Source organism: Clostridium thermosuccinogenes (assembly GCF_002896855.1).
Classification (GTDB): Bacteria; Bacillota; Clostridia; order Acetivibrionales; family DSM-5807; genus Pseudoclostridium; species Pseudoclostridium thermosuccinogenes.
Genome location: NZ_CP021850.1, coordinates 3,240,997 through 3,261,515, shown reverse-complemented (window position 1 = coordinate 3,261,515; position 20,519 = coordinate 3,240,997). Strand labels below are relative to the sequence as shown.

The following is a 20,519-nucleotide window of genomic DNA, read 5'->3' as shown; positions in this document are numbered from 1 at the left end:
GCGATATTTGTATTTATAGCAATTTTTTTATGTTGCTGTTAAATTTTTCTACTCTTTCAGCTAGTGAAAATCAAGTGAAGGCTATTTACTTTTATACGCCAACTTGTAGTTTTTGTCAAAAGCTTACAAGCTTTTTCGATGATTTGCAGGACAAGCATAAAGATTTTATTCTTATAAAATACAATATAACTGATTAGTGTTGGGTATTGAAAAGTAAATAATTGTATTACCAATAAAATGGTAAAACAAAAGCATAAGTCGACCTAGTGTGGTAAAGTTTGAATTGTCCAGAAACAAACAGTTTCCACGGGGGTCAATCTTATGCCTGAGATAATAATAGAACAAAACAAAAATATAATCAATTATATAAATATGCTAAAATTACATAATTCTGAAGCCATACAAAATCATATGGTTCTTATGGTCTCAGGCATTATTACCACCGAGGGAAGCAAAAATGTTTCCAGGATCTATTCAAAGCATACCTGTAACCGGGATAGAAGCTGTGGTTCAAGATTCCTCGGAGAGTATAAATGGAGTAACGATTATGTGGACCACAAGAGAATTAACCATTCTCTAAATGTTGTCTGTAATAGCGTGAATGAAGATACTGTAGGCTTTCTCATCATAGACGACTCTTTGAGTAAAAAAGATAAGTCTACCAAAAAGATTGAGGGCCTTGATTTCCATCATTCACACAGTGACGGAAAACCCATGTGGTCTCATTGCGTAGTTACTTCTCATTATAAAATTTCCGAATACTCACTGCCACAAAACTTCAGGCTCTATCTTAGAAAGCAGTTCTTTGGCAATAAAGCAAAGAAGCATTTTAAGAATAAACAAGAGCTTGCAATGCAGCTTATTGATGAATTTATACCGGTTACAGAAACAACGTACTTGTTGTTGGATGCCTGGTATACATCGGGTAAAGTGATGCTCCATGCCTTAAGAAAAGGATATCACACCATTGGAAGAATAAATCCAATAGAGTGATTTACCCTGGAGGCATTAAAACAAGTGTCAGAGAATTTTCAACCTTCCCGATAGAAGGCGCACCCGGCCGAAAGAGTTTCTTGAAAGGTTCAGCGGGTATTTACATGCGGATGGGTATGAAGGGTATCATAAACTACCTGAAAACATAATGATTGTAGGCTGTCTGGCGCATCTTCGCCGAAAGTTCTTTGATGGGCTGAAGATCTTACCGGAAGAAAAGAAAAAAGATTCACTTTTATTAAAAGGCGTGGAATATTGTGACAGGCTGTTCCGATATGAAAGGGAGTTTGCTTTGCTTGAGACTGATGAACGCCTGGAAAGAAGACAACGGATATCGAAGCCTCTATTCGAAGAATTCTACTCTTGGATAGAAGGCTTAAATGTGTTGCCCGGAAGTACTTTGGGCAAGGCGGTGCACTACGCCTGCGCACAAAGGAAATACATAGAAAGATACCTGACCGATGGACGGCTTGAAATCAGCAACAATCGTGCGGAACGGAGCATAAAGCCATTTGTGATTGGCAGAAAAAATTGGTTATTCTTGTACACTCCTGCCGGAGCAAGAGCCAGTGCAGTTTATTACAGCATAGTAATAACCGCGATAGAAAATGGGTTAAATCCTTATGAATACGTGAAGTGGGTACTGACTCAAATGCCGAATCTTGGGAAGCCTGGATACGCATCGGTAGTTGAAGAGTTATTACCGTGCAGTGAAGTTTTGCCAAAAGAAGTTTATGCACCGTTTTCAAAGAAAGAACCGGAACAATATGCCTGGGAGGAAGAAGAATGAAATTGGGGAAACACACAAAGTTTATGATAGAGTTTATTAAAGATTTTATAGATGGAGAGATAGACAGCTGTTTTTTTGATCTGGATTACAGCGCATATGTAATAGAGCATTTTCCGTATATGGAGGAAGAAAATCCTGAACTTGCGAAACGTTTTGCTAATACCATAGATTATGCATATGAGTATTATGTAGACCGTGGGTTACCGGAAGAAGAATTCAGGGCCAAAATATCTAAGGCATTTGATCAATGGCTGGGCAAAGAAAAAAAACAGCTTTAGTTTTTTGTCCTATTCTATTTGACGCTTACAGTTATAACTGTTATGCTGACTGTCGATTTACTTGTTCGTTAAGGAAAAATAATGTTTTCTTACGTCTCTGGCAGAAATCATCCTTTCTTATCCGGTCCAATCAGCATAATCCCAAATTTCTGCAGTCAATCTAATGCTTTAGTGGCAACTCTGAAAAGCAAAAATTCTGATTGACATATATCCTTCAAAATAATAATATAATATACAAAATGTTCGATATATTGAATAAGGGCGAAAGATTATTTGTAGGGAGGCAGGTAAAATGAAGGCTTTAGTCAAAAAATACCGGGAGCCCGGAATATGGCTCGATGATGTTCCGATACCGGAGATAGGCATAAACGATGTCCTGATAAAAGTACATATGACCTCGATATGCGGTACGGACATACATATTTACAAATGGAATGAGTGGGCGCAGAAGACGATCCCGACGCCGATGACCATTGGGCATGAGTTTGTGGGAACCATTGTGGACATGGGAAGCAATGTGCATGATTTCAAAATTGGCGACATAGTGTCGGGGGAAGGGCATATAGTGTGCGGACGATGCAGGAACTGTCTGGCCGGAAGGAGGCATCTTTGCAGAGAAACCAAGGGTGTTGGCGTGAACCGTCCCGGAGCATTCACCGAATACCTTGCCATACCGGTGACCAATGTATGGCACTGCGATCCGTCAATACCGATGGAGCTTTTCAGTTGTTTTGATCCCTTCGGCAACGCTGTACATACTGCCCTGGCCTTTAATGTCCTGGGTGAAGATGTGCTCATAACAGGGGCAGGGCCTATAGGAATCATGGCTGCAGCGGTGGCAAAGCATGCAGGAGCGAGATATGTGGTTATTACTGATGTAAATCCTTACCGCCTGGAGCTGGCTAAAAAGGTCGGAGTCACAAGAGCCTTGAATGTTGCTACCGATTCCATCGAAGAGACAATGAAAGAGCTGGGCATGAAGGAAGGCTTTGATGTTGGCCTGGAAATGTCAGGCAGCAGCAGTGCTTTCAACAGCATGGTGGACGTAATGTGCCACGGGGGCAAGATTGCAATGCTCGGTCTGCAGGAACCCGGCACGGTGATAGACTGGGACAAGGTGGTCTTTAACGGGCTTACCATTAAGGGTATTTACGGGCGTGAAATGTATGAAACCTGGTATAAGATGACGGTCATGCTCCAGTCAGGCCTTGATATTACACCGGTGATCACCCATAAATTCAAATACACCGATTATCAAAAAGCCTTTGATATAATGGCTTCAGGTAACTCAGGCAAAGTAATACTGGAATGGGTTTAATAATACTGTTAATATGAATCCAAAAAGGACAGGAGGGTTTTGAATGTCGAAAAAGGCTTTAGAATTTTACAGGTCCGAGCTGGAAGACATAAAAAAGAGCGGGCTTTGGAAGGATGAGCGTCCAATACTAGGGCCCCAGGGAATGAGAATTGATGTGCAGGGAAAAAAGGGAATCCTCAATATGTGCGCCAACAACTACCTGGGATTTTCCAATCATCCCGATATTGTGGCAGCCGCCAAAAAGAGCTATGACGAGTGGGGATTCGGGCTGTCTTCAGTGCGCTTTATCTGCGGAACACAGGATATCCATAAAAAGCTTGAGAAGAAGCTGTCGGAGTTTTTAGGCACGGAGGACACAATATTGTACAGCTCTTGTTTTGATGCCAACGGAGGGCTTTTTGAGACACTGCTGTCGGAGCAGGATGCTATAATCAGCGATGAGTTGAATCATGCCAGCATAATCGATGGTATCAGGCTTTGCAAGGCTGCCCGGTACAGATATAAGAACAATGATATGGAAAGCCTCGAGGAAAAGCTTAAAGAAGCGCAGAATGCCCGTTTCAGGCTGATTGCTACCGACGGAGTATTTTCAATGGACGGAATTATTGCTAATTTGAAGGGTATTTGCGATCTGGCCGACAAATATGATGCCCTGGTAATGGTAGACGATAGCCATGCCGTAGGCTTCATGGGAGAAAATGGCCGGGGAACTCCCGAATACTGCGGGGTTTCCGATAGGGTAGACATAATCACCGGCACCCTGGGGAAAGCCCTCGGGGGAGCCAGCGGTGGCTATACCAGCGGCAGAAAAGAAATCATAGACCTTTTAAGGCAGCGCTCCAGGCCTTACCTGTTTTCAAATACCCTGTCTCCTGCCATAGTCTATGCATCGCTGAAGGTTCTGGAACTTCTGTCGGAATCCTCTGAACTGCGAGACAGGCTTAAGGAGAACACCATGTATTTCAGAAGAAAAATGACCGAAGCTGGCTTTAATATAACAGAAGGCGTGCATCCGATTGTGCCTGTCATGCTGGGAGATGCGGTGCTGGCGCAGGAAATGGCTAAAAAGCTTATGGAAAAGGGAGTCTATGCGGTTGGTTTCTTCTACCCTGTGGTGCCTAAAGGAAAGGCGAGAATAAGGACTCAGATCTCCGCAGCTCATTCCAAAGAGGACCTGGATTTTGCAATTCATGCCTTCCGTGAAGCCGCAGAGGAATTGGGCATTTTGTAATGCAGGACAATTGAAAAGATTGTAGAATATTAAACTCTGGATAGGACGAAGCACCCTGGTCTTTCAAGCAGGGTGCTTTTGTCGTTGTAGCCATTATGCAAAAGCGTACTCCTGACAATATTGGTATGATATAAATGATGTATACCTTGTCTGAACTCAGCAATTGAAATTGATGATTGATGCTCCAAAAGGATCCAAAACACATAATAACAATCAAATTAGTCCATCATCAGCTGAATTCATTTATGATTTACATAATATTAGACTTATTTGGGAAACCACACCACCAGATATGCTTCTGCTTCTCCCCCGGATATATTCTCTATGGCATGTTCGATATCCGCGCGATACCTGCCGGTATCACCCTTTTGAAGTATTGCGGAATATTCCCCGGAGGTGACTTTAAACTTTCCCTCAATCACGGTCAAAAATTCTTCGGCCTTTGGATAATGGGGCATGGAGACATTCTTTCCTCCGGGTTTGAATATCATCTGATACAGCTCAAGATTATCAGTCATGTGCAGTGGTGAGTTTATCCGGATTTTACATAGTTTGTCCTCGGAGTATATGATAGGCGCATCGTCGGACCGGATAACTTCAATAATATTGTCCGATGCGGATTCTAAAAGCTCCTGCATCGGCAAATCAAGGGCATGAGCTATTTTCCAAACGGTTACTACCGTTGGGTTTGCTTTATCCTGCTCAATTTGGGAGAGCATGGACTTGGAAACACCCGAACGTTTTGCCAGCTCATCCAGGCTATATCCTTTTTGCTTTCTCTGATTTTGAATATTTTTACCCACCAGGGGTGGCTGGTTTAAACTCATTCCTGCCTTCATCCTTTCATTGGCTGAATCATTCTAAATGCAATTATATCAGCTTATTATGAAAAAACACAATAATGTGCTGCATAAAAGCCTTATATAAGTCAGCAATTTAGGGGAAAGTCTGCGTTTAAAACCTACATGCAGCAATTTTTTTATATCACTTATCAATTTTCCTTAATGCTTTTGCAGTCATAAAGAGATATAATTGTTATTATATCCGATATTTAGGCTTTCAGCCTTTAGTAGAGATATTTTCTTGAGGGGAGCGATGAAAAATGGCCATTACACCTTGCAGACCAAAGTGGAAAGGTACTATGACCGACAGGGAAAGGTTTAACAACCAGATGCACTATAAAGCGGTGGACCGCTGCTTCAATATGGAATTCGGCTATTGGGATGAGAATTTTAAGGAATGGGACATATTTGTCGAAAATGGAATAAAGAACAATTGGGAAGCGGACTTGTTTTTCAACTTCGATAAAATTTCCGTAATAGGCGGGAATGTATGGATGAGCCCGGGATTTCCCAACGAGGTGGTAGAGGAACGGGAAAATACCAGGATAATAATGAATTCCGACGGTCTGCTGGCAGAGGTTCCAAAGGACGGCCATGATACGATACCCCATTACATAAAGCCTACAGTAGTTACTCCGGAGGATTGGAAAAGGTGCAAGGAAGAACGTTTTCGGAGGGATGACCCTGCAAGAAAAGTTGATATTGAAAAGCTGAAGAAGATCCATCCTGCCGATCGTGACTATCCGTTGGGCGTGGACTGTGGATCGATGATAGGAAAGATCCGGGATATGCTCACTTTTGAAGGCCTGGCTTATGCATGCTATGATTATCCCGACATGGTGGAGGATATGGTGGAAACCTGCTGTGTGCTGGTGGAGGATTTCCTGGACCAGGTTCTTCCTCATTTTGATTTTGACTTTGCATCAGGCTGGGAAGATATCTGCTTTAAGAACGGACCTATCGTTACGGTAGATTTCTTCAAAAACGTTGTGATGCCACGGTATAAAAGGATCAGCAAAAAGCTCCGTGAACATGGGATAGACATCTGGTATATAGATTGCGACGGCGATGTAAGGCCAATTCTTCCATACTTTTTGGAAGGAGGAGTCAACTGCCTGTTTCCTTTTGAAGTAAACGGATGTGCCCACCCGGCAGAGCTTCTTTCAAAGTATGAAGGTGAATTGAGAATTATGGGCGGTGTGGATAAAATACAGCTGGGTGCCGGACGGGAGGCAATAAAAGCATATCTGGAAACCCTTGTTCCGCTGGTGGAAAAGGGAGGGTACATACCGTTCTGTGACCACAGATGCCCGCCGAATGTAAAACCTCAAGATTATCTGTACTATCTGGATTTGAAGGAAAAAATGTTCGGAATGAAATAATAGCCTGGTGCTTTTAATTGGACATAATCAAAGCTGTAGGCAAAGGGGGAAAAGTTATGGATGCATGTGTACAATTTCCACGTACTACAGTAGAAAATCTGTCTTTATCACGCATGATTATCGGCACAAACTGGCTGCTTGGATGGAGCCACACCGGACCAGCAGCTGACAAAATGATCCGTGAGCGGTATAGTAGTGCCGAGTCTTTTTATCCGGTGCTTAAGGCATTCCTTGATTATGGTGTCGATACTATTATGGCTCCTGCAAGCCAGAATGAAATTCTTGTGGATGCTATCCGCTATACCGAGGATAAAACCGGCAAAAAAATGATAATAGTGGATACACCTATTGTGAATGTGGCGAACAACAAGAAATCAAGGGCGGAGACAGAAAAGATTATCAAAAAAAGTGCAGAAATAGGATCATCCCTCTGCCTCCTGCATCACTCGAGTGTTGAAAAGCTGGTAAACAGACAGAGAGAAACAATAGAAAGGATCAGCGATTATACTTATATGATTCGTGAGGCCGGCATGATACCGGGACTTTCTGCGCATATGCCGGAAATTGTTGTTTATTGCGATGCCAATAACTATGACGTACAAACTTATATACAGATATATAACTGCATGGGTTTCATGATGCAGGTGGAGGTTGAGATGGTTGCAGGTATCATTCACAATGCAAAAAAATCTGTCATGACCATCAAACCTATGGCTGCAGGAAGATGCACACCTTTTGTAGGCCTCAATTTTTCCTGGAGTACCATCCGGGATTGTGACATGGTGACCGTAGGCTGCCATACCGCAGATGAGGTATACGAGGATATAGAAATTTCACTGGCTGCATTGGAACGCCGGACTCCGAAATTGGGGCGCCGAGGCAGTCCGAACCAGAATCAGAGTGCTTTCGGAGCAGCAGAATCCCATAAGTGAGATATGATGATGCAAACCAGCTGAAGCATTTTCTATGGCATAGGAACACAAGCATGATTTGGAGAAAGCCATGGGGAGCAAAAATACGGAAAGGCATGATACACCATCGGGTAAAAAACCAAGGCCGTTAAAGATTATTTGCTCCAGGGATGCTCAGCTGGTTTCTTGCACGTCCTGCGGAATGAAAAGACTGAAACAACCACTTTTGTATGATGTAGATGGGATGTTTATCTCAAATTCAATGGCATATAGCTAATCCAGCACGATGCCAAAATATTTGCTCAATGCTACTTTGTATGCTTCTTCGGTTTCAGGAATAAAGGTCTTTACACCATCCCGGTTAAAAATACGAAATTCCTTTCCTGCCACGGTGTTACGTCCCTCCACAGTTCTTATGGAAATCATGGCTTCCTTTCTGAATATGGAATCGGGTGAGTTTTCACAGTAGTAATTGGTTGCTACAAAATCCACGGGAAGCTGGGGATCTTCAGTGAAGGAATAATAGGGCGACCACTCCCCATGACGAAATTCTTGCACTACCCATCCCAGCAGGGGATCTTTTTGGAAGCGGTAGGCTTCGTCTCCTTGCCTTTGCTCCAAGCCTTCCACCAGAAGCAACGGACGAGCCGGAGAAGGACCTCCAACACCCACGTCGCATATATAGGTTTGACCTTCAGCTTCTACTCTCAGTACTCTGTGCCTGCGCATGGGGATGGTTGTTTCATCCCTTAAAAACCGTGCGAAATAATCGGTTACCGGATAGGAAAGCTCGCGAAGCAGCCATCCGAACAGGCCGTTGAGTTCAAAACAGTACCCGCCACGCCTGCGGACGACTATTTTTTGATAAAGATCGGGGATTTCCAGAGATAGCTTGCGTCCCATGAGTATGTCCAGATTTTCGTAAGGTACGGCATGTACATGAGCCTCCTGCAGTGCCGACAATGTCCGGGCACTACCATCCAGCGGTCCGTTATATCCTATGCGTTCCAAATATTTCTGTACACAGCATTCACTTTGGGGATAGGTAGGATTTGCCATATGACCAATTCCTTTCGAGATAATTTTATAAAGAGTCCGCTTATTGCATTTTACTATAACCGGCAACCTGATTCAAGCTGCTTTTTAGCATTAATTACAGACGGTGCGAAAAATGCGGCAGAAACAGTGAAAGGACAAAAGGATTGCCTTTATCGGGGTTTTGCACAATGCAGCATTATTTAAATCCTGCGCAGGTTTGTTATATAATTTAGATTATAATGCTACCGGAAAGGCCAGCACAATGAGTTAATTTAAAGAAGGTGGCAAGCGCCTATATATTTTACGGCGTTTTTTTTGTTATAATAGTAGCAGGCGCTGCTTTTTGGCTTTTGGTTTGCAGCTGTATTGCCGCATGACAGGAGGTTTTTGGATTGTACGAGATATTGTCGTCGATAATGAAATATATTTTTATCACTATCATCTACCTGTTTATATATGGCATCATACGCCTTATATACCTTGATATAAGCTCAATGGGAGCGAAAGGAAAGCATGGCATGAAAAAGGGAAAGAACCTCCCATATATCAAGCTGATAAACAGGAGAGAGGATCTTGGATTTAAGGTTGAGGAAACATATACCTTGGATGGGAACATGGAGCTGGGCCGGTCCAATAAAAATGACATTGTCATAAAAGACCCTTATGTGTCAGGCAAGCATGTGAGATTTACCGTACATGACGGGAGAACCTCCATGCAGGATTTGAACAGTACCAATGGTTCCTTTGTCAATGGTGAGAGGTTGGGAAGGGATCCGGTATATTTAAGAGATGGTGATAAAATACATATAGGCCAGATGGATTTTCTGTATGTTGAGAATTAGAAGGAGTGAATACTATGCTGATCGCCAGCTACAAAAGGCCTGTCAGCCTGGTGGTGCTTGCTGATATCCTGGCTTTCGGGCTGCTGTTTTTTTATAGGGAGCCCCATGACTTTTATATATTAGGTGCCGGTCTTTTGATAATAACTTTGATAGCAGGCACTTACCTTTTTATAGTTAAGAAGGAACTGGGAGATGAATATCTGTTCTTAATAGTTTCCATGCTGGCAAGTGTTGGATTTATTATGATTTACCGGTTAAATCGAGGACTTGGGTTTAAGCAGATAGTATGGTTTTCCGGAGGAATTGTCCTGTTCTTTCTAAGCTATTTTATATATATCAGGATTAAGATATGGAATAAGCTGATGTATGCCTATGCTTTTGCTTCTTTTGGCCTTTTCCTGGTTACTTTGGTGTTTGGAAGCAATATAAAAGGTTCCACCAACTGGATAGTCATAAAAGGCTTCAGTTTTCAGCCATCGGAACTTATAAAAATACTTTTTATATTTACACTGGCATGCTATTTAACCCACTCGGAGCAGATATTTTTGAATGCCCTGACCTTAAAACTTAAACAGATAAAGATAAAGGGCAGGATAGCCCTCATGGCAATTGTATATATGTTTATGGGTTTTCTTGTGATGCAGAGGGACTGGGGAACGGCGCTGCTGTTCTTTATAATATACATTACCATGATGTATGTTTTTGACGCCGATATGAAGTTTTTGCTTCTAAATGTGATAATTGCGGCTTTAGGAGGGACAGCCGGATATTTTGCACTGTATCACATAAGGGTTCGTGTTGTAACATGGCTGAATCCCTGGGCCGATATTGCAGGAAAAGGTTATCAGATCACCCAATCCCTGTTTGCCATAGGGTCCGGCGGCTTTTTCGGAACAGGGCTGGGTATGGGCAGGCCGGATTATATCCCGGAAGTCACAACGGATTTCATATTCTCGGCCATATGTGAGGAGATGGGAATATTCGGAGGAGTGGCCGTCATTCTGCTGTATTTCCTGCTGGCTTACAGGGGGATTAAAATCGTGCTCAAAACCGGAGATACTTTCAAAAAGGCGGTAGCTTTGGGAATAACGTGTATGTTTGGTTTTCAGACATTTATCATCATTGGAGGAGTAATAAAGCTCATTCCCCTGACAGGAATAACTCTTCCTTTTATCAGCTATGGGGGAAGTTCTCTTACGACGAGCTTTATTCAGTTAGGGATTCTGGAAGCCGTGTCAAGAGAAGGCGGACAGGATGAAGGGAGCATTTCGGATGAAGGAAGATAGAAAGGTCATTCATATATTGATTGTAATGAGCGTTCTGTTTTTAAGCCTCGTAGTATATCTCACCTATTTCGAGCTTTTTGTAAAGGACAGGATTATCACAAATTCCTACAACCAAAGGCAGTGGGAAGCAGAGGAAGATACCATACGGGGCAGGATTTTGGACAAAAATGGCATCGTGCTGGCTGACAGTCCAAAAACCGAGGACGGTTGGAAGCGCACCTATCCCCATGGGTCACTGTACAGCCATGTGATAGGCTATAATTCCAGAACTTATGGGAAATCCATGCTGGAAGCTTCATATAATGACTATCTGTTGGGCAGCGAAAGAGGCATATTCGATTTTGGCAACCGGGATGAATCCGGCATGAGATATGGAGATGATGTTTATCTTACACTGGACCATGAACTGCAGAAATTGGCAAGTCAGCTGTTGGGAGACAGAAATGGGGCAGTGGTTGCGATGAACCCAAAAACCGGAGAAATATTGGCTTTGGTGAGCAAGCCTGCCTTTGACCCCAACGAAGATAAGCTCAGTGCCAACTGGCAGGCCATGGTGGAGTCGGAGGATGCGATATTCCTTCCCCGTGCCACCCAGGGCCTTTATACGCCGGGTTCAACCTACAAAACCGTGATAAGCGCCGGAGCTTTGGAAAACGGGATGGAAGACCTTGTAATAGAAGACAAAGGTACTGTCACCATAGATGGAAAACCCTTTTCCAATACCGGAAAAAAAGCCTATGGAAAAATAGATATGAAAAAAGCTTTAGCCGTATCCAGCAATGTTTTCTTTTCCCAGGTGGGAGTTGAGCTGGGGGAAAACGTCTTGAGGAGTCTTGCCGACAGATTCGGGCTGGGAAAGGATATACCTTTTGAAATCCCTGTCACCAAAAGCCGTTTTCCCTATGACAGCATGGGAAAAACGGATATGGCATCGGTCGCTATAGGACAGGGCAAACTCCAGGTCACACCTCTGCATATGGCTATGATAACATCATGCATTGCCAACAATGGAGTTATGATGAAGCCTTACATGGTGAGCCGAGTTGTATCCCATGACGGAGATGAAATAAAAGTGACGGAACCATCGGTTCTGTACAATGTGATGTCCACTCAGACGGCAGGAGCCATCAAGCTGATGATGCGCGAGGTGGTAAAGTCGGGAACGGGTAAATCTGCAGCCATAGAAGGGGTGAATGTGGCCGGGAAAACCGGATCGGCAGAAAACGAGCTGACGGCAGAGGGAGAAGCCAAGAACCATGCCTGGTTTATTTCTTTTGCGCCGGTGGAGAATCCAAAGATAGCTGTCGCTGTAATCCTTGAATACAGTGGTACTACCGGAGGAGGATCAGCCGCCCCGATAGCCAGGGAGTTGATGAAGGCCTATTTGAAAAAATGACAGGGAAATTATGCCTGCCAGTCGTGGAATGCAGGGATGTAACCTGAAAACTCTAGGAAATAAAAAGGTGCTATCGTTAGCACCTTTTTTGCATGCAGCAAAAGCAGCCAGAGATGAAAGCCTAAAGATTGTAATAGTATAGGTGGCATCAGCAAAGAGTTGGCGGAAAAGAGGAAGCTGACTGCTTTCATGGAATTTTGACATAAAGGTATTTTCCTTACCTTCCTGCCACCCTATCATACAGGTAGGTCCTGTCATAATCCCTTCCCCTGTAGGGTATTTTGCCACCCTCCTCATTAAAATCCAGCAGGTTTATGCCGTCGGTTTTGATTTCGTAGGGCACTCCCGATGCTTCCAGGATGGTAGGAGCGATATCCAGGAAGGATGCCGCCTTTTTTGTCTCCGTATACCTTATTTTGTCCGGTGTGATGATTATTAGGGGCACAAATTCAAAATACTTGCTGTCTTCGATAAAGGAAGCCTGCATATATTCGTCCGTATTAATATTTGGAGTATGGTCTCCCCATATGAAAATGTAGGTGTTGCTAAAATTCTTCAGTATATGGGTCACATAATCTTTGATTGCTTCGTCCACATAGGAAAAAGTATTGAAGTAATTTCTGACCACTTCATTTGAAACATCGTCATACCGCTTGCTTTTGTAGTAATTCAGGGCATTTGTAAAGGGGCCGTGACTGGTCATGGTTATTGTATAAGTAAGAAAAGGCTGCTTTAAGCCGGCGGTCTTATTTATGGCATGCTTGAACACATCCTTGTCGGGAGCTCCCCAACCCACATGCTTTAATCCCATTGCCATCATGTCGTCAAATTCGCCAAACCCCATGCGGGAGTAAGCAGAACTGCGGCTGAAATAGCTGCCGACATTCCCGTGGAAAGCTGCGGTGGCATAATTATGATTGTTCAATACCTTTAGAAATGAGTTCGGATACATATAGCTCTTCAGCTTTATTGACGGGAAATCGTTCAAAGGTTCCAAGCTGTTGATTGTGGAGAATTCGCAGTCGGAAGTTCCTCCGGCTTTGTGGTAGCTTAGGACATAAGGGTAATATATGTTTTCCCTGGATAAGGAGTTCAAAAACGGTGTTATGTACTCACCCTTGTATTTTTTGTTGATTATATTGGAATCCATTGACTCCACCTGAATGACCACTATATTGCCGGGGGTGCCTTTCCTGCCAGGGGATGACCTGGTTTTCCCGTATATGAAATTTCTTATCAGCTTTTCTTCATCAGAGCTGTTGCTGTAATTTATAAAGCAGTTCACCAATGTGCCGTATCTTTCAATTATTTGATGCTCTCTATCGGTATACTCCCTTGCCAGGTGAATAAGCGAATATCCGAACGCGTAATTATAACCCTCGGTCAGCAGCAGTACCAGAACAGCCGCAGCTATCAATGCTCTGCCCGATGGTTTAAGCCTTTTATAAAGCATCGATACCTTTCGGTATGTGAACATTATGTAAATAAAAAGGGGAAGATCGATTAATACAATACATAATATCGGGTTTTTAGGAATTGAGAAATGCCCGGCAGCATCGGCTCCTTCCTTCAGTAATAAAATTGACTGGGCGATCTGAAGATAGGAGCGGAAAAACAGGTAGTAGGCCAGGTTTGCAAAAATATAAACGCTTTGCAAAACATAGAAGGCGATCAGGAAAATCCGGCTCCTGAATTTAAAAATAGGCAGATACACAATCACAGACAGCAAAAAAGTGATTGCAAATTTGTATAAAAAGGCACCGACAGTACCGGCAGGTATTATGTAAAAATTAAATATGGTAATCTTAAGCACGTTTAAAAGAACAAAGAAAAATGCCGGCACCATATCGGCGCGGTTTTTTGTCCATGCTGCATTATGCAATTTAGATTCGTAAATCGATTTTAATCTATGCGGCAACATCCCCAACCGTCCTTATTTTATCTGTTCTCTGTAAAATTATTGACCAAAAGGGCAAATATTAAACGAAGCCTTCCGGTTAATACCGCCCGGAAGGTCTTGTGATGTAATATGGGGGTTGTTTTGCTTATCTTCAGGGAATGTTGCCCCAAATTGAATGTCATCTGTCATATCATCATCGGTGCTTTCATGAATGTTGCATGCCGTCAAGGCCTGCTTTAAAGGCAGCTTTCCGGCTTTAAAGCATTTCTTAGCTTTTTTATTGCCTTTTTTTCTATCCTTGATACATAGGACCTCGATATGCCGAACATTTTAGCTATTTCAATCTGCGTTCTTTCAGCCTTGTCGGGAAGGCCGTACCTCAGCTCAAGAATATCTTTTTCGTTCCTTTTCAGGACTGTTTTCATTTTGGTATACAACCAGTTTTTTTGCAGGTTCAGCTCCACCTGCTCATCTATGGCCGGTGACTGGCTAACCAGGATATCCATCAACAAAGACTCGTTACCGTCCCTGTCTGTGCTTACGGGGTCGTGCAGCGATATGTCATCCTTGTATTTTGCTGTGGACCTTATGTACATGCGTATTTCGTTTTCTATGCATTTTGCGGCATATGTGACAAGCCTTGTGCCTTTGTCAGGGTTAAAAGTGGTAATGGCTTTGATAAGACCTATGGTTCCGACGGAAATCAAATCCTCCGATTCATACCCCAGTGTACTGTAACGTTTGACAATATGGGCGACCAAGCGCAAATTTCGTTCTATCAGTATATTTTTTGCCTCTTCGCTGCCTTCCTTATACATTTTTACGTACCGTAGTTCTTCCTCCGCTGCCAGGGGCTGCGGATATGAGATGGAGCTGGATACATATCCGATGTGCAGAAATGTGCTGCAAAAGGCCTCCAGTATTGCTGAAACTATATGCATGAGTAGCAAAGCGGGCACCTCCATCATAATTAGGGTACCTATAAAGTATATGAAAATTTTAACAGCGAGGTGCAAGTACATTTTTAAATTCTTGAAAAAAGTAGAAAATCCTGTGGTATAATCATCAAAGAACATTTTGTTTGAAAACAAGCTAGAAATGAGTTGTGAAATTACGTATATAGTTAATGATATATTAATTGACCGGGTGGTGTATAATATGTCCAAAGTTGCATTGATAAAGTGTGAAAGTTATGACTATGAAAAGGTGAGGAGCGCTGTTAAAAAAGGTTTGGAGCTGCTGGGAGGGGCCGGAGCATTTGTAAAGCCCGGCGAAAAGATCCTTTTAAAGCCCAATCTCCTTTCCGCCGATCCTCCTGAAAGATGTGTGACGACACATCCTTCGGTTTTCAAGGCCGTAGGGGAGATTTTCAAGGAAGCCGGTGCTCTGTTGACCTATGGTGACTCTCCGGGCTTCCATAGTCCGAAAGCAGCTGCCAGAAAATCCGGTATAGCTGATGCTGCTGAAGAACTGGGCATAAGCCTTGCTGACTTCAATAATGGGGAGGAAGTTCCCTTTCATGAAGGCGTACAAAACAAGAGGTTTGTGATAGCCAAAGGGGTCTTGGAGAGCGACGGCCTGATAAGCATACCAAAGTTGAAAACCCATGGCTTTGCCAGGATGACCGGGTCGGTCAAAAACCAGTTTGGCTGCATCCCCGGCCCTCTTAAAGGTGAAATGCATGTGAGAATCCCCAATGTTTTTGATTTTTCCAGAATGCTCATTGATCTTAACAGGTTGCTCAAGCCAAGACTTTACATAATGGACGGAATTATGGCGATGGAAGGAAACGGACCCAGGGGAGGAACTCCGAAAAAGATGAATGTTTTGCTGCTTTCCGCCGATCCAATAGCTCTGGATGCCACAGTTTGCAGGATAATAAACCTTGATCCGGAGTTTGTTCCGACGATCAAGGTGGGAGCTGAAATGGGACTGGGTACTTTTGATGAAAGCAGCATTGAGGTTGTAGGGGATCCTATTGAGAGTTTTAGGAACCCTGACTTCGATGTAAAAAGGGAGCCGGTCAAACCTTTCAAAGTCGGTTCGGCCTTGCAGTTTGCGAGAAACTTAGTGGTGCCCAAGCCTTTTATAGATAAAAGCAAATGTGTAAAATGCGGTGTTTGTGTTAATATATGCCCGGTGAAACCTAAAGCTGTAAATTGGCATGACGGCATAAAAACGAATCCGCCGACGTACAAATACAAGACCTGCATAAGATGCTACTGCTGTCAGGAAATGTGCCCGGAGAGCGCGATTCATCAGAAAGTACCTCTTATAAGGAAATTGATAAAAATCTAGTTCGACGTAAATTCTGAACTTTATGATGGATAATCAACCATTCAAGTAGTTATAGCCGTCTCTTGTGACAGGTGGTTTTGAGGTGAGATATGAGAGATTTGGAGTTCATTAGGGATATTATTGCAAAAAACAAATATAAGTACGCTTTTGGAATATTAAGCCTAATAGTTGTCGACACCTTGCAGTTGGTGTTGCCAAGGGTTTTGGGAATCATGACGGATTTACTTAAGTCGGGAGAATTGAATAAATCCCGGCTGGCAGTTTATACGGGAATTGTAGCAGGAATTGCGCTGGGAATTGCTGTCTTCAGGTTTACATGGAGATATATGGTCTATGGTGTGGCGAAATCCATAGAAATGCATTTGCGAAACAGGTTTTACCATCACCTTCAAAAGCTGTCTCCCAATTATTATAACAACCATAAAACAGGAGATCTCATGGCTCATGCTACCAGCGACATCAATAATGTAAGTACGGCTTTGGGCCAGGGAGTTGCCTTTGCTTTTGACAGCGCAATCATCCCTGTGGCTGCGATTGCAATGATGTTCAGAACCGGGGGCGTAGGACTTACTCTGGCTTCTTTTGGGCCTTTGGCGGTAATGGCTCTTATTATTGTTTTCAACGTGGACCTTATGCATAGAAGCCTTCAGAAAATCCAGGAAGCTTTTTCGCAGCTGACCGAGAGGACCAGGGAGAATATTTCCGGTATAAGGGTGGTAAAGGCCTTCGCCCAGGAAAAGCATGAGGAGGATAAATTTAGAGAAACTAACATAAATAACAGAAATACCGTACTCAAGTACACTAAAGTTACGAGCAGCCTGTTTCCGATGATAGGAACCATTTCTGCTTTTTCCTTTGTCATTGCCCTATGGTATGGCGGAGTGAAAGTAATATATGGAGATATAAGCCTGGGAAGCTTTGTGTCTTTCAACAGCTACCTGGGAATGCTCATCTGGCCGATAGCCGCGTTAGGATGGATCGTGAGCATATTTCAGAGGGCTTCCGTTTCCATCAAAAGGATAAACGAAATAATGAGGGAAAAGCCGGAAATTCAAGATGCTCCGAATGTTGTACCTTTGCGGGGTATTAAAGGAAGAATAGAGTTTAGAAATCTCACCTTTACCTATCCTGGCGCCAGCCGGCCTGCCCTGAAAAATATCAATCTGTTGATTGAAGAAGGCAAAACTCTTGCCATTGTCGGCAGGACGGGAAGCGGCAAAACAACCCTCATAAACCTCATACAGCGATTGTACAACGTGGAAGAAGGCATGCTGCTGATAGACGGAGTAGATATAAACAGGATACCCCTGTCGGTATTAAGAGGCAGCATGGGATATGTACCCCAGGATACATTCCTTTTTTCTTCAACCATAAGGGAAAACATAGACTTTTTCTGCGGCAGGGATGATGAAAGCATTATAAATGCCTCCAAAATCGCCCAGGTGTACGAAAATATAATGGATTTCCCCGAAAAGTTTGAAACCATGGTGGGTGAGAGGGGTGTAACCCTGTCAGGAGGACAGAAGCAGAGGATTGCCATTGCCAGGGCAATTGTGAGAGATCCGGAGGTGTTGCTCCTGGATGATTGCCTTTCTGCAGTGGATACCAATACGGAAGAGGAGATATTGAAAGGGCTTAAGGATGTTCTGAAAAACCGCACCAGTGTTGTAGTTTCCCACAGGATTTCCTCCATCAAGCATGCGGACGAAATTATTGTGCTGGATGACGGTGAGATAATAGAAAGAGGAAACCATGAATCTCTTCTGAAACTGAAAGGCGAATATTATGACCTTTACCAGAAACAGCTGCTGGCGGAACAGATAGAGGGGGAGGATGAGTATGAGTTATTATGAAGAGGAAACTCAGGTCAAGGCATATGACTCCAAGCTGATGAAACGCCTTATGTCATATGCAAAGAAGTATTGGGCCTTTTTTGCAGCCGCAATACTTCTTCTGGTTGCTGTTACCGTGATAGACCTCCTGAAGCCTTACTTCATAAAAATAGCGATAGATGATTATCTGAATGGTTACCAGAAACCCATGATTACATATGAGGCTTCTTCCGGTGTGGAAGGCGTGGAATTCGAAGGCAGGATATATAAAAGGGTGGAGTCAGTTCCTGAAGAAATTCCGGAGGACAGAGTATTTTTTATTGACTATGTGGATAATATACCTTATCTGGTAAACGGTATTGTAGAGCCGGAGATGATGGGAAGCGCGACGGTGGCGGAGATTTCAGAAGAAAGCCGGCAGTATCAGCTGCATTATGGTGACAGTATTATCCTGGAGGCAAGAAGGCTGGACCGTAATGAAGTTAAAATATTCAGGTCGAAGGATTTGAATGCCATGAAGACCATCGGGATTATTTTTATTCTGGCCATCATTGCCGGCTTCCTGTTCAATTTTCTTCAAACCTATATTTTGAACTATGTGGGACAGACCATAATTTTTAATATCCGGCAGGAGATATTCAGCCACATTCAGAAAATGCCCATTGCGTTTTTTGATAAAAACCCGGTGGGAAGGCTGGTAACCAGGGTCACCAATGATACGGAAACCTTGAATGACATGTATACCAATGTTTTAGTCAGCCTTTTAAAGGATTTCTGCATTTTGGTGGGAGTCATAATAATAATGTTCAGCATGAATATGGTTCTTGCCCTAATTATAATTGGAGCAATACCGGTGGTAGTTCTGGTTACCGTCTTTTTCAGAAAGAATGCCAGAAAGGCATATAGGAGAATAAGAGTGGCTTTGGCCCGCATTAACACCGTTTTGTCTGAAAACATATCGGGTATGCGGGTGATCCAGATATTTGACCGACAGAAGGAAAAGCTTGAAGAGTTTAAGAAGACCAACAAGGAATATTATAAAGCTACCATGGGTGAGGTTGTTGTATCGGGGGTATTCAGGCCCCTTATCGAACTGATATCATCGGCCACCATTGCGGCGCTGTTATGGTTTGGAGGGATTCGGGTTTTGGATGGAACCTTGCAGTTTGGTGTGCTTTTCGCCTTTGTTGATTATGTGGGACAGTTCTTCCATCCCATCAACGACATGGCGGAAAAATACAATATACTCCAGGCGGCAATGGCTTCTTCCGAGAGGATTTTTGGAATATTGGACACTCCCGGAGAGCCGGATGAGGGCAGCATCGAGATGGACAAAGACAGGATAAAGGGAGATATAGAATTTAAAAATGTATGGTTTGCCTATAACGATGATGAATGGGTGCTGAAGGACGTGAGCTTCAAAGTGCCTGCAGGAAAGACTCTGGCCATAGTGGGTGCCACCGGCGCAGGAAAAACATCTATAATAAATCTTCTGAACAGGTTTTATGAGATCCGAAAGGGTCAGATACTTATGGATGGAATAGATATACGCCAGATTAAAAAGAAAAGCCTCAGGGAAAATGTGGGAATGGTGCTGCAGGATGTGTTCCTGTTCAGCGGAACTGTTATGGAGAACATAAGGTTGAGTGAGGATAGAATATCTGATGAGGAAGTCAAAAAGGCGTCAGCTTATGTGAATGCCGATGGATTCATACAGGGACTGCCTAATGGCTATGATGAGGAAGTGAAGGAAAGGGGAGCGACCTTTTCCGCCGGGCAGAGGCAGCTTTTAGCTTTTGCACGGGCTTTGGCTTTTGATCCGTCCATTCTCATACTGGATGAGGCGACAGCCAACATTGACACTGAAACGGAGCTGCTGATACAAGATGCTTTGGCGAAACTTACCAGAAACCGCACGACGATTGTGATAGCCCACAGGCTTTCAACCATACAGCATGCGGATAACATCATCGTGCTGCATAAGGGAAGAATTCGGGAGATGGGAAACCATCAGGAGCTTTTGGCCAAAAGAGGCATGTATTACAACCTTTATAAGCTTCAGTATGAGGGAAACAGGGCATGATTATGAATTCGACCTTGTTTGATTCTTATTTTTTGATATGATGAAACATTATACTACCATCAGTTACGATAAAGTGATATAATTTTTTCTAATATACCA

17 protein-coding genes and 1 pseudogene are annotated in these 20,519 nt (G+C 43.3%); 14 read left to right on the top strand and 4 right to left on the bottom strand.

The features are described from left to right. The first annotated feature begins 29 nt into the window (after window positions 1-29). From CDO33_RS21720 to CDO33_RS14390, 6 genes and pseudogenes are all read left to right on the top strand, one after another. Window positions 30-197 (top strand): thioredoxin domain-containing protein, encoded by a 168-nt coding sequence (locus CDO33_RS21720; protein WP_103083285.1) that lies wholly within the window; start codon window positions 30-32, stop codon window positions 195-197. Window positions 198-321: 124 nt separating this feature from the next. After that, a pseudogene (locus CDO33_RS14410) lies at window positions 322-1,037 on the top strand (transposase); the annotation flags it as partial. Then, window positions 1,028-1,783: an IS66 family transposase gene (gene tnpC, locus CDO33_RS14405; RefSeq protein WP_103102799.1), complete on the top strand. Its 756-nt coding sequence runs from the start codon at window positions 1,028-1,030 to the stop codon at window positions 1,781-1,783. The pseudogene CDO33_RS14410 and the gene tnpC, both read left to right, overlap by 10 nt. Further along, on the top strand, window positions 1,780-2,061 hold the full coding sequence (locus CDO33_RS14400; protein ID WP_103082588.1) for a hypothetical protein: 282 nt from the start codon (window positions 1,780-1,782) through the stop codon (window positions 2,059-2,061). Before tnpC ends, CDO33_RS14400 begins: the two co-directional genes overlap by 4 nt. 292 nt (window positions 2,062-2,353) lie before the next feature. Continuing rightward, complete coding sequence (gene tdh, locus CDO33_RS14395) at window positions 2,354-3,379, top strand: L-threonine 3-dehydrogenase (RefSeq protein WP_103082589.1); 1,026 nt, start codon at window positions 2,354-2,356, stop codon at window positions 3,377-3,379. Window positions 3,380-3,422: 43 nt separating this feature from the next. After that, complete coding sequence (locus CDO33_RS14390; protein WP_103082590.1) at window positions 3,423-4,610, top strand: glycine C-acetyltransferase; 1,188 nt, start codon at window positions 3,423-3,425, stop codon at window positions 4,608-4,610. Between the two features lie 266 nt (window positions 4,611-4,876). Here CDO33_RS14390 and CDO33_RS14385 read toward each other — a convergent pair whose 3' ends face one another. Then, complete coding sequence (locus tag CDO33_RS14385) at window positions 4,877-5,437, bottom strand: helix-turn-helix domain-containing protein (RefSeq protein ID WP_161496580.1); 561 nt, start codon at window positions 5,435-5,437, stop codon at window positions 4,877-4,879. A 275-nt stretch (window positions 5,438-5,712) separates the two neighbouring features. Between CDO33_RS14385 and CDO33_RS14380 the strand changes: the two genes are divergently transcribed. Both CDO33_RS14380 and CDO33_RS14375 read left to right on the top strand, forming a co-directional pair. Beyond that, window positions 5,713-6,834, top strand: coding sequence for a uroporphyrinogen decarboxylase family protein (locus CDO33_RS14380; RefSeq protein ID WP_103082592.1), 1,122 nt, complete (start codon window positions 5,713-5,715; stop codon window positions 6,832-6,834). A 56-nt stretch (window positions 6,835-6,890) separates the two neighbouring features. Beyond that, window positions 6,891-7,766 carry a hypothetical protein gene (locus tag CDO33_RS14375; protein WP_103082593.1) on the top strand — a complete coding sequence of 292 codons (876 nt, stop codon included), beginning with the start codon at window positions 6,891-6,893 and terminating at the stop codon, window positions 7,764-7,766. A 252-nt stretch (window positions 7,767-8,018) separates the two neighbouring features. Here the strand turns inward: CDO33_RS14375 and CDO33_RS14365 are convergent, their stop codons facing one another. Next, window positions 8,019-8,804, bottom strand: coding sequence for an arylamine N-acetyltransferase family protein (locus CDO33_RS14365; RefSeq protein ID WP_103082595.1), 786 nt, complete (start codon window positions 8,802-8,804; stop codon window positions 8,019-8,021). Window positions 8,805-9,175: 371 nt separating this feature from the next. On the opposite strand from CDO33_RS14365, the gene CDO33_RS14355 reads away from it, so the two are divergent. From CDO33_RS14355 to CDO33_RS14345, 3 genes are read left to right on the top strand one after another with little or no spacing between them, the layout of a single operon-like run. Then, the gene (locus tag CDO33_RS14355; RefSeq protein WP_103082597.1) at window positions 9,176-9,625 is read left to right on the top strand and encodes an FHA domain-containing protein; all 450 of its coding nucleotides are present in this window, start codon (window positions 9,176-9,178) and stop codon (window positions 9,623-9,625) included. Between the two features lie 14 nt (window positions 9,626-9,639). After that, window positions 9,640-10,911, top strand: coding sequence for an FtsW/RodA/SpoVE family cell cycle protein (locus CDO33_RS14350; protein WP_103082598.1), 1,272 nt, complete (start codon window positions 9,640-9,642; stop codon window positions 10,909-10,911). Beyond that, window positions 10,898-12,307 carry a peptidoglycan D,D-transpeptidase FtsI family protein gene (locus tag CDO33_RS14345; RefSeq protein ID WP_103082599.1) on the top strand — a complete coding sequence of 470 codons (1,410 nt, stop codon included), beginning with the start codon at window positions 10,898-10,900 and terminating at the stop codon, window positions 12,305-12,307. Before CDO33_RS14350 ends, CDO33_RS14345 begins: the two co-directional genes overlap by 14 nt. 217 nt (window positions 12,308-12,524) lie before the next feature. Here the strand turns inward: CDO33_RS14345 and CDO33_RS14340 are convergent, their stop codons facing one another. After that, window positions 12,525-14,153, bottom strand: a complete 1,629-nt coding sequence (locus CDO33_RS14340; protein WP_161496714.1) for an LTA synthase family protein — start codon at window positions 14,151-14,153, stop codon at window positions 12,525-12,527. Between the two features lie 290 nt (window positions 14,154-14,443). Further along, entirely contained in the window at window positions 14,444-15,148 is a 705-nt protein-coding gene (gene sigK, locus CDO33_RS14335) for an RNA polymerase sporulation sigma factor SigK (protein WP_103082611.1), read from the bottom strand. 217 nt (window positions 15,149-15,365) lie between these two features. Between sigK and CDO33_RS14330 the strand changes: the two genes are divergently transcribed. The 3 genes from CDO33_RS14330 (at window position 15,366) to CDO33_RS14320 (ending at window position 20,420) form a co-directional block, all read left to right on the top strand. After that, window positions 15,366-16,505 carry a DUF362 domain-containing protein gene (locus CDO33_RS14330; RefSeq protein WP_103082601.1) on the top strand — a complete coding sequence of 380 codons (1,140 nt, stop codon included), beginning with the start codon at window positions 15,366-15,368 and terminating at the stop codon, window positions 16,503-16,505. Between the two features lie 89 nt (window positions 16,506-16,594). Continuing rightward, a complete protein-coding gene (locus CDO33_RS14325) occupies window positions 16,595-18,358 on the top strand; it encodes an ABC transporter ATP-binding protein (protein WP_103082602.1) in 1,764 nt (587 codons plus the stop codon). Next, complete coding sequence (locus tag CDO33_RS14320; protein ID WP_242973945.1) at window positions 18,345-20,420, top strand: ABC transporter ATP-binding protein; 2,076 nt, start codon at window positions 18,345-18,347, stop codon at window positions 20,418-20,420. The genes CDO33_RS14325 and CDO33_RS14320 overlap by 14 nt, the downstream gene beginning before the upstream one ends. Window positions 20,421-20,519: the final 99 nt, after the last annotated feature.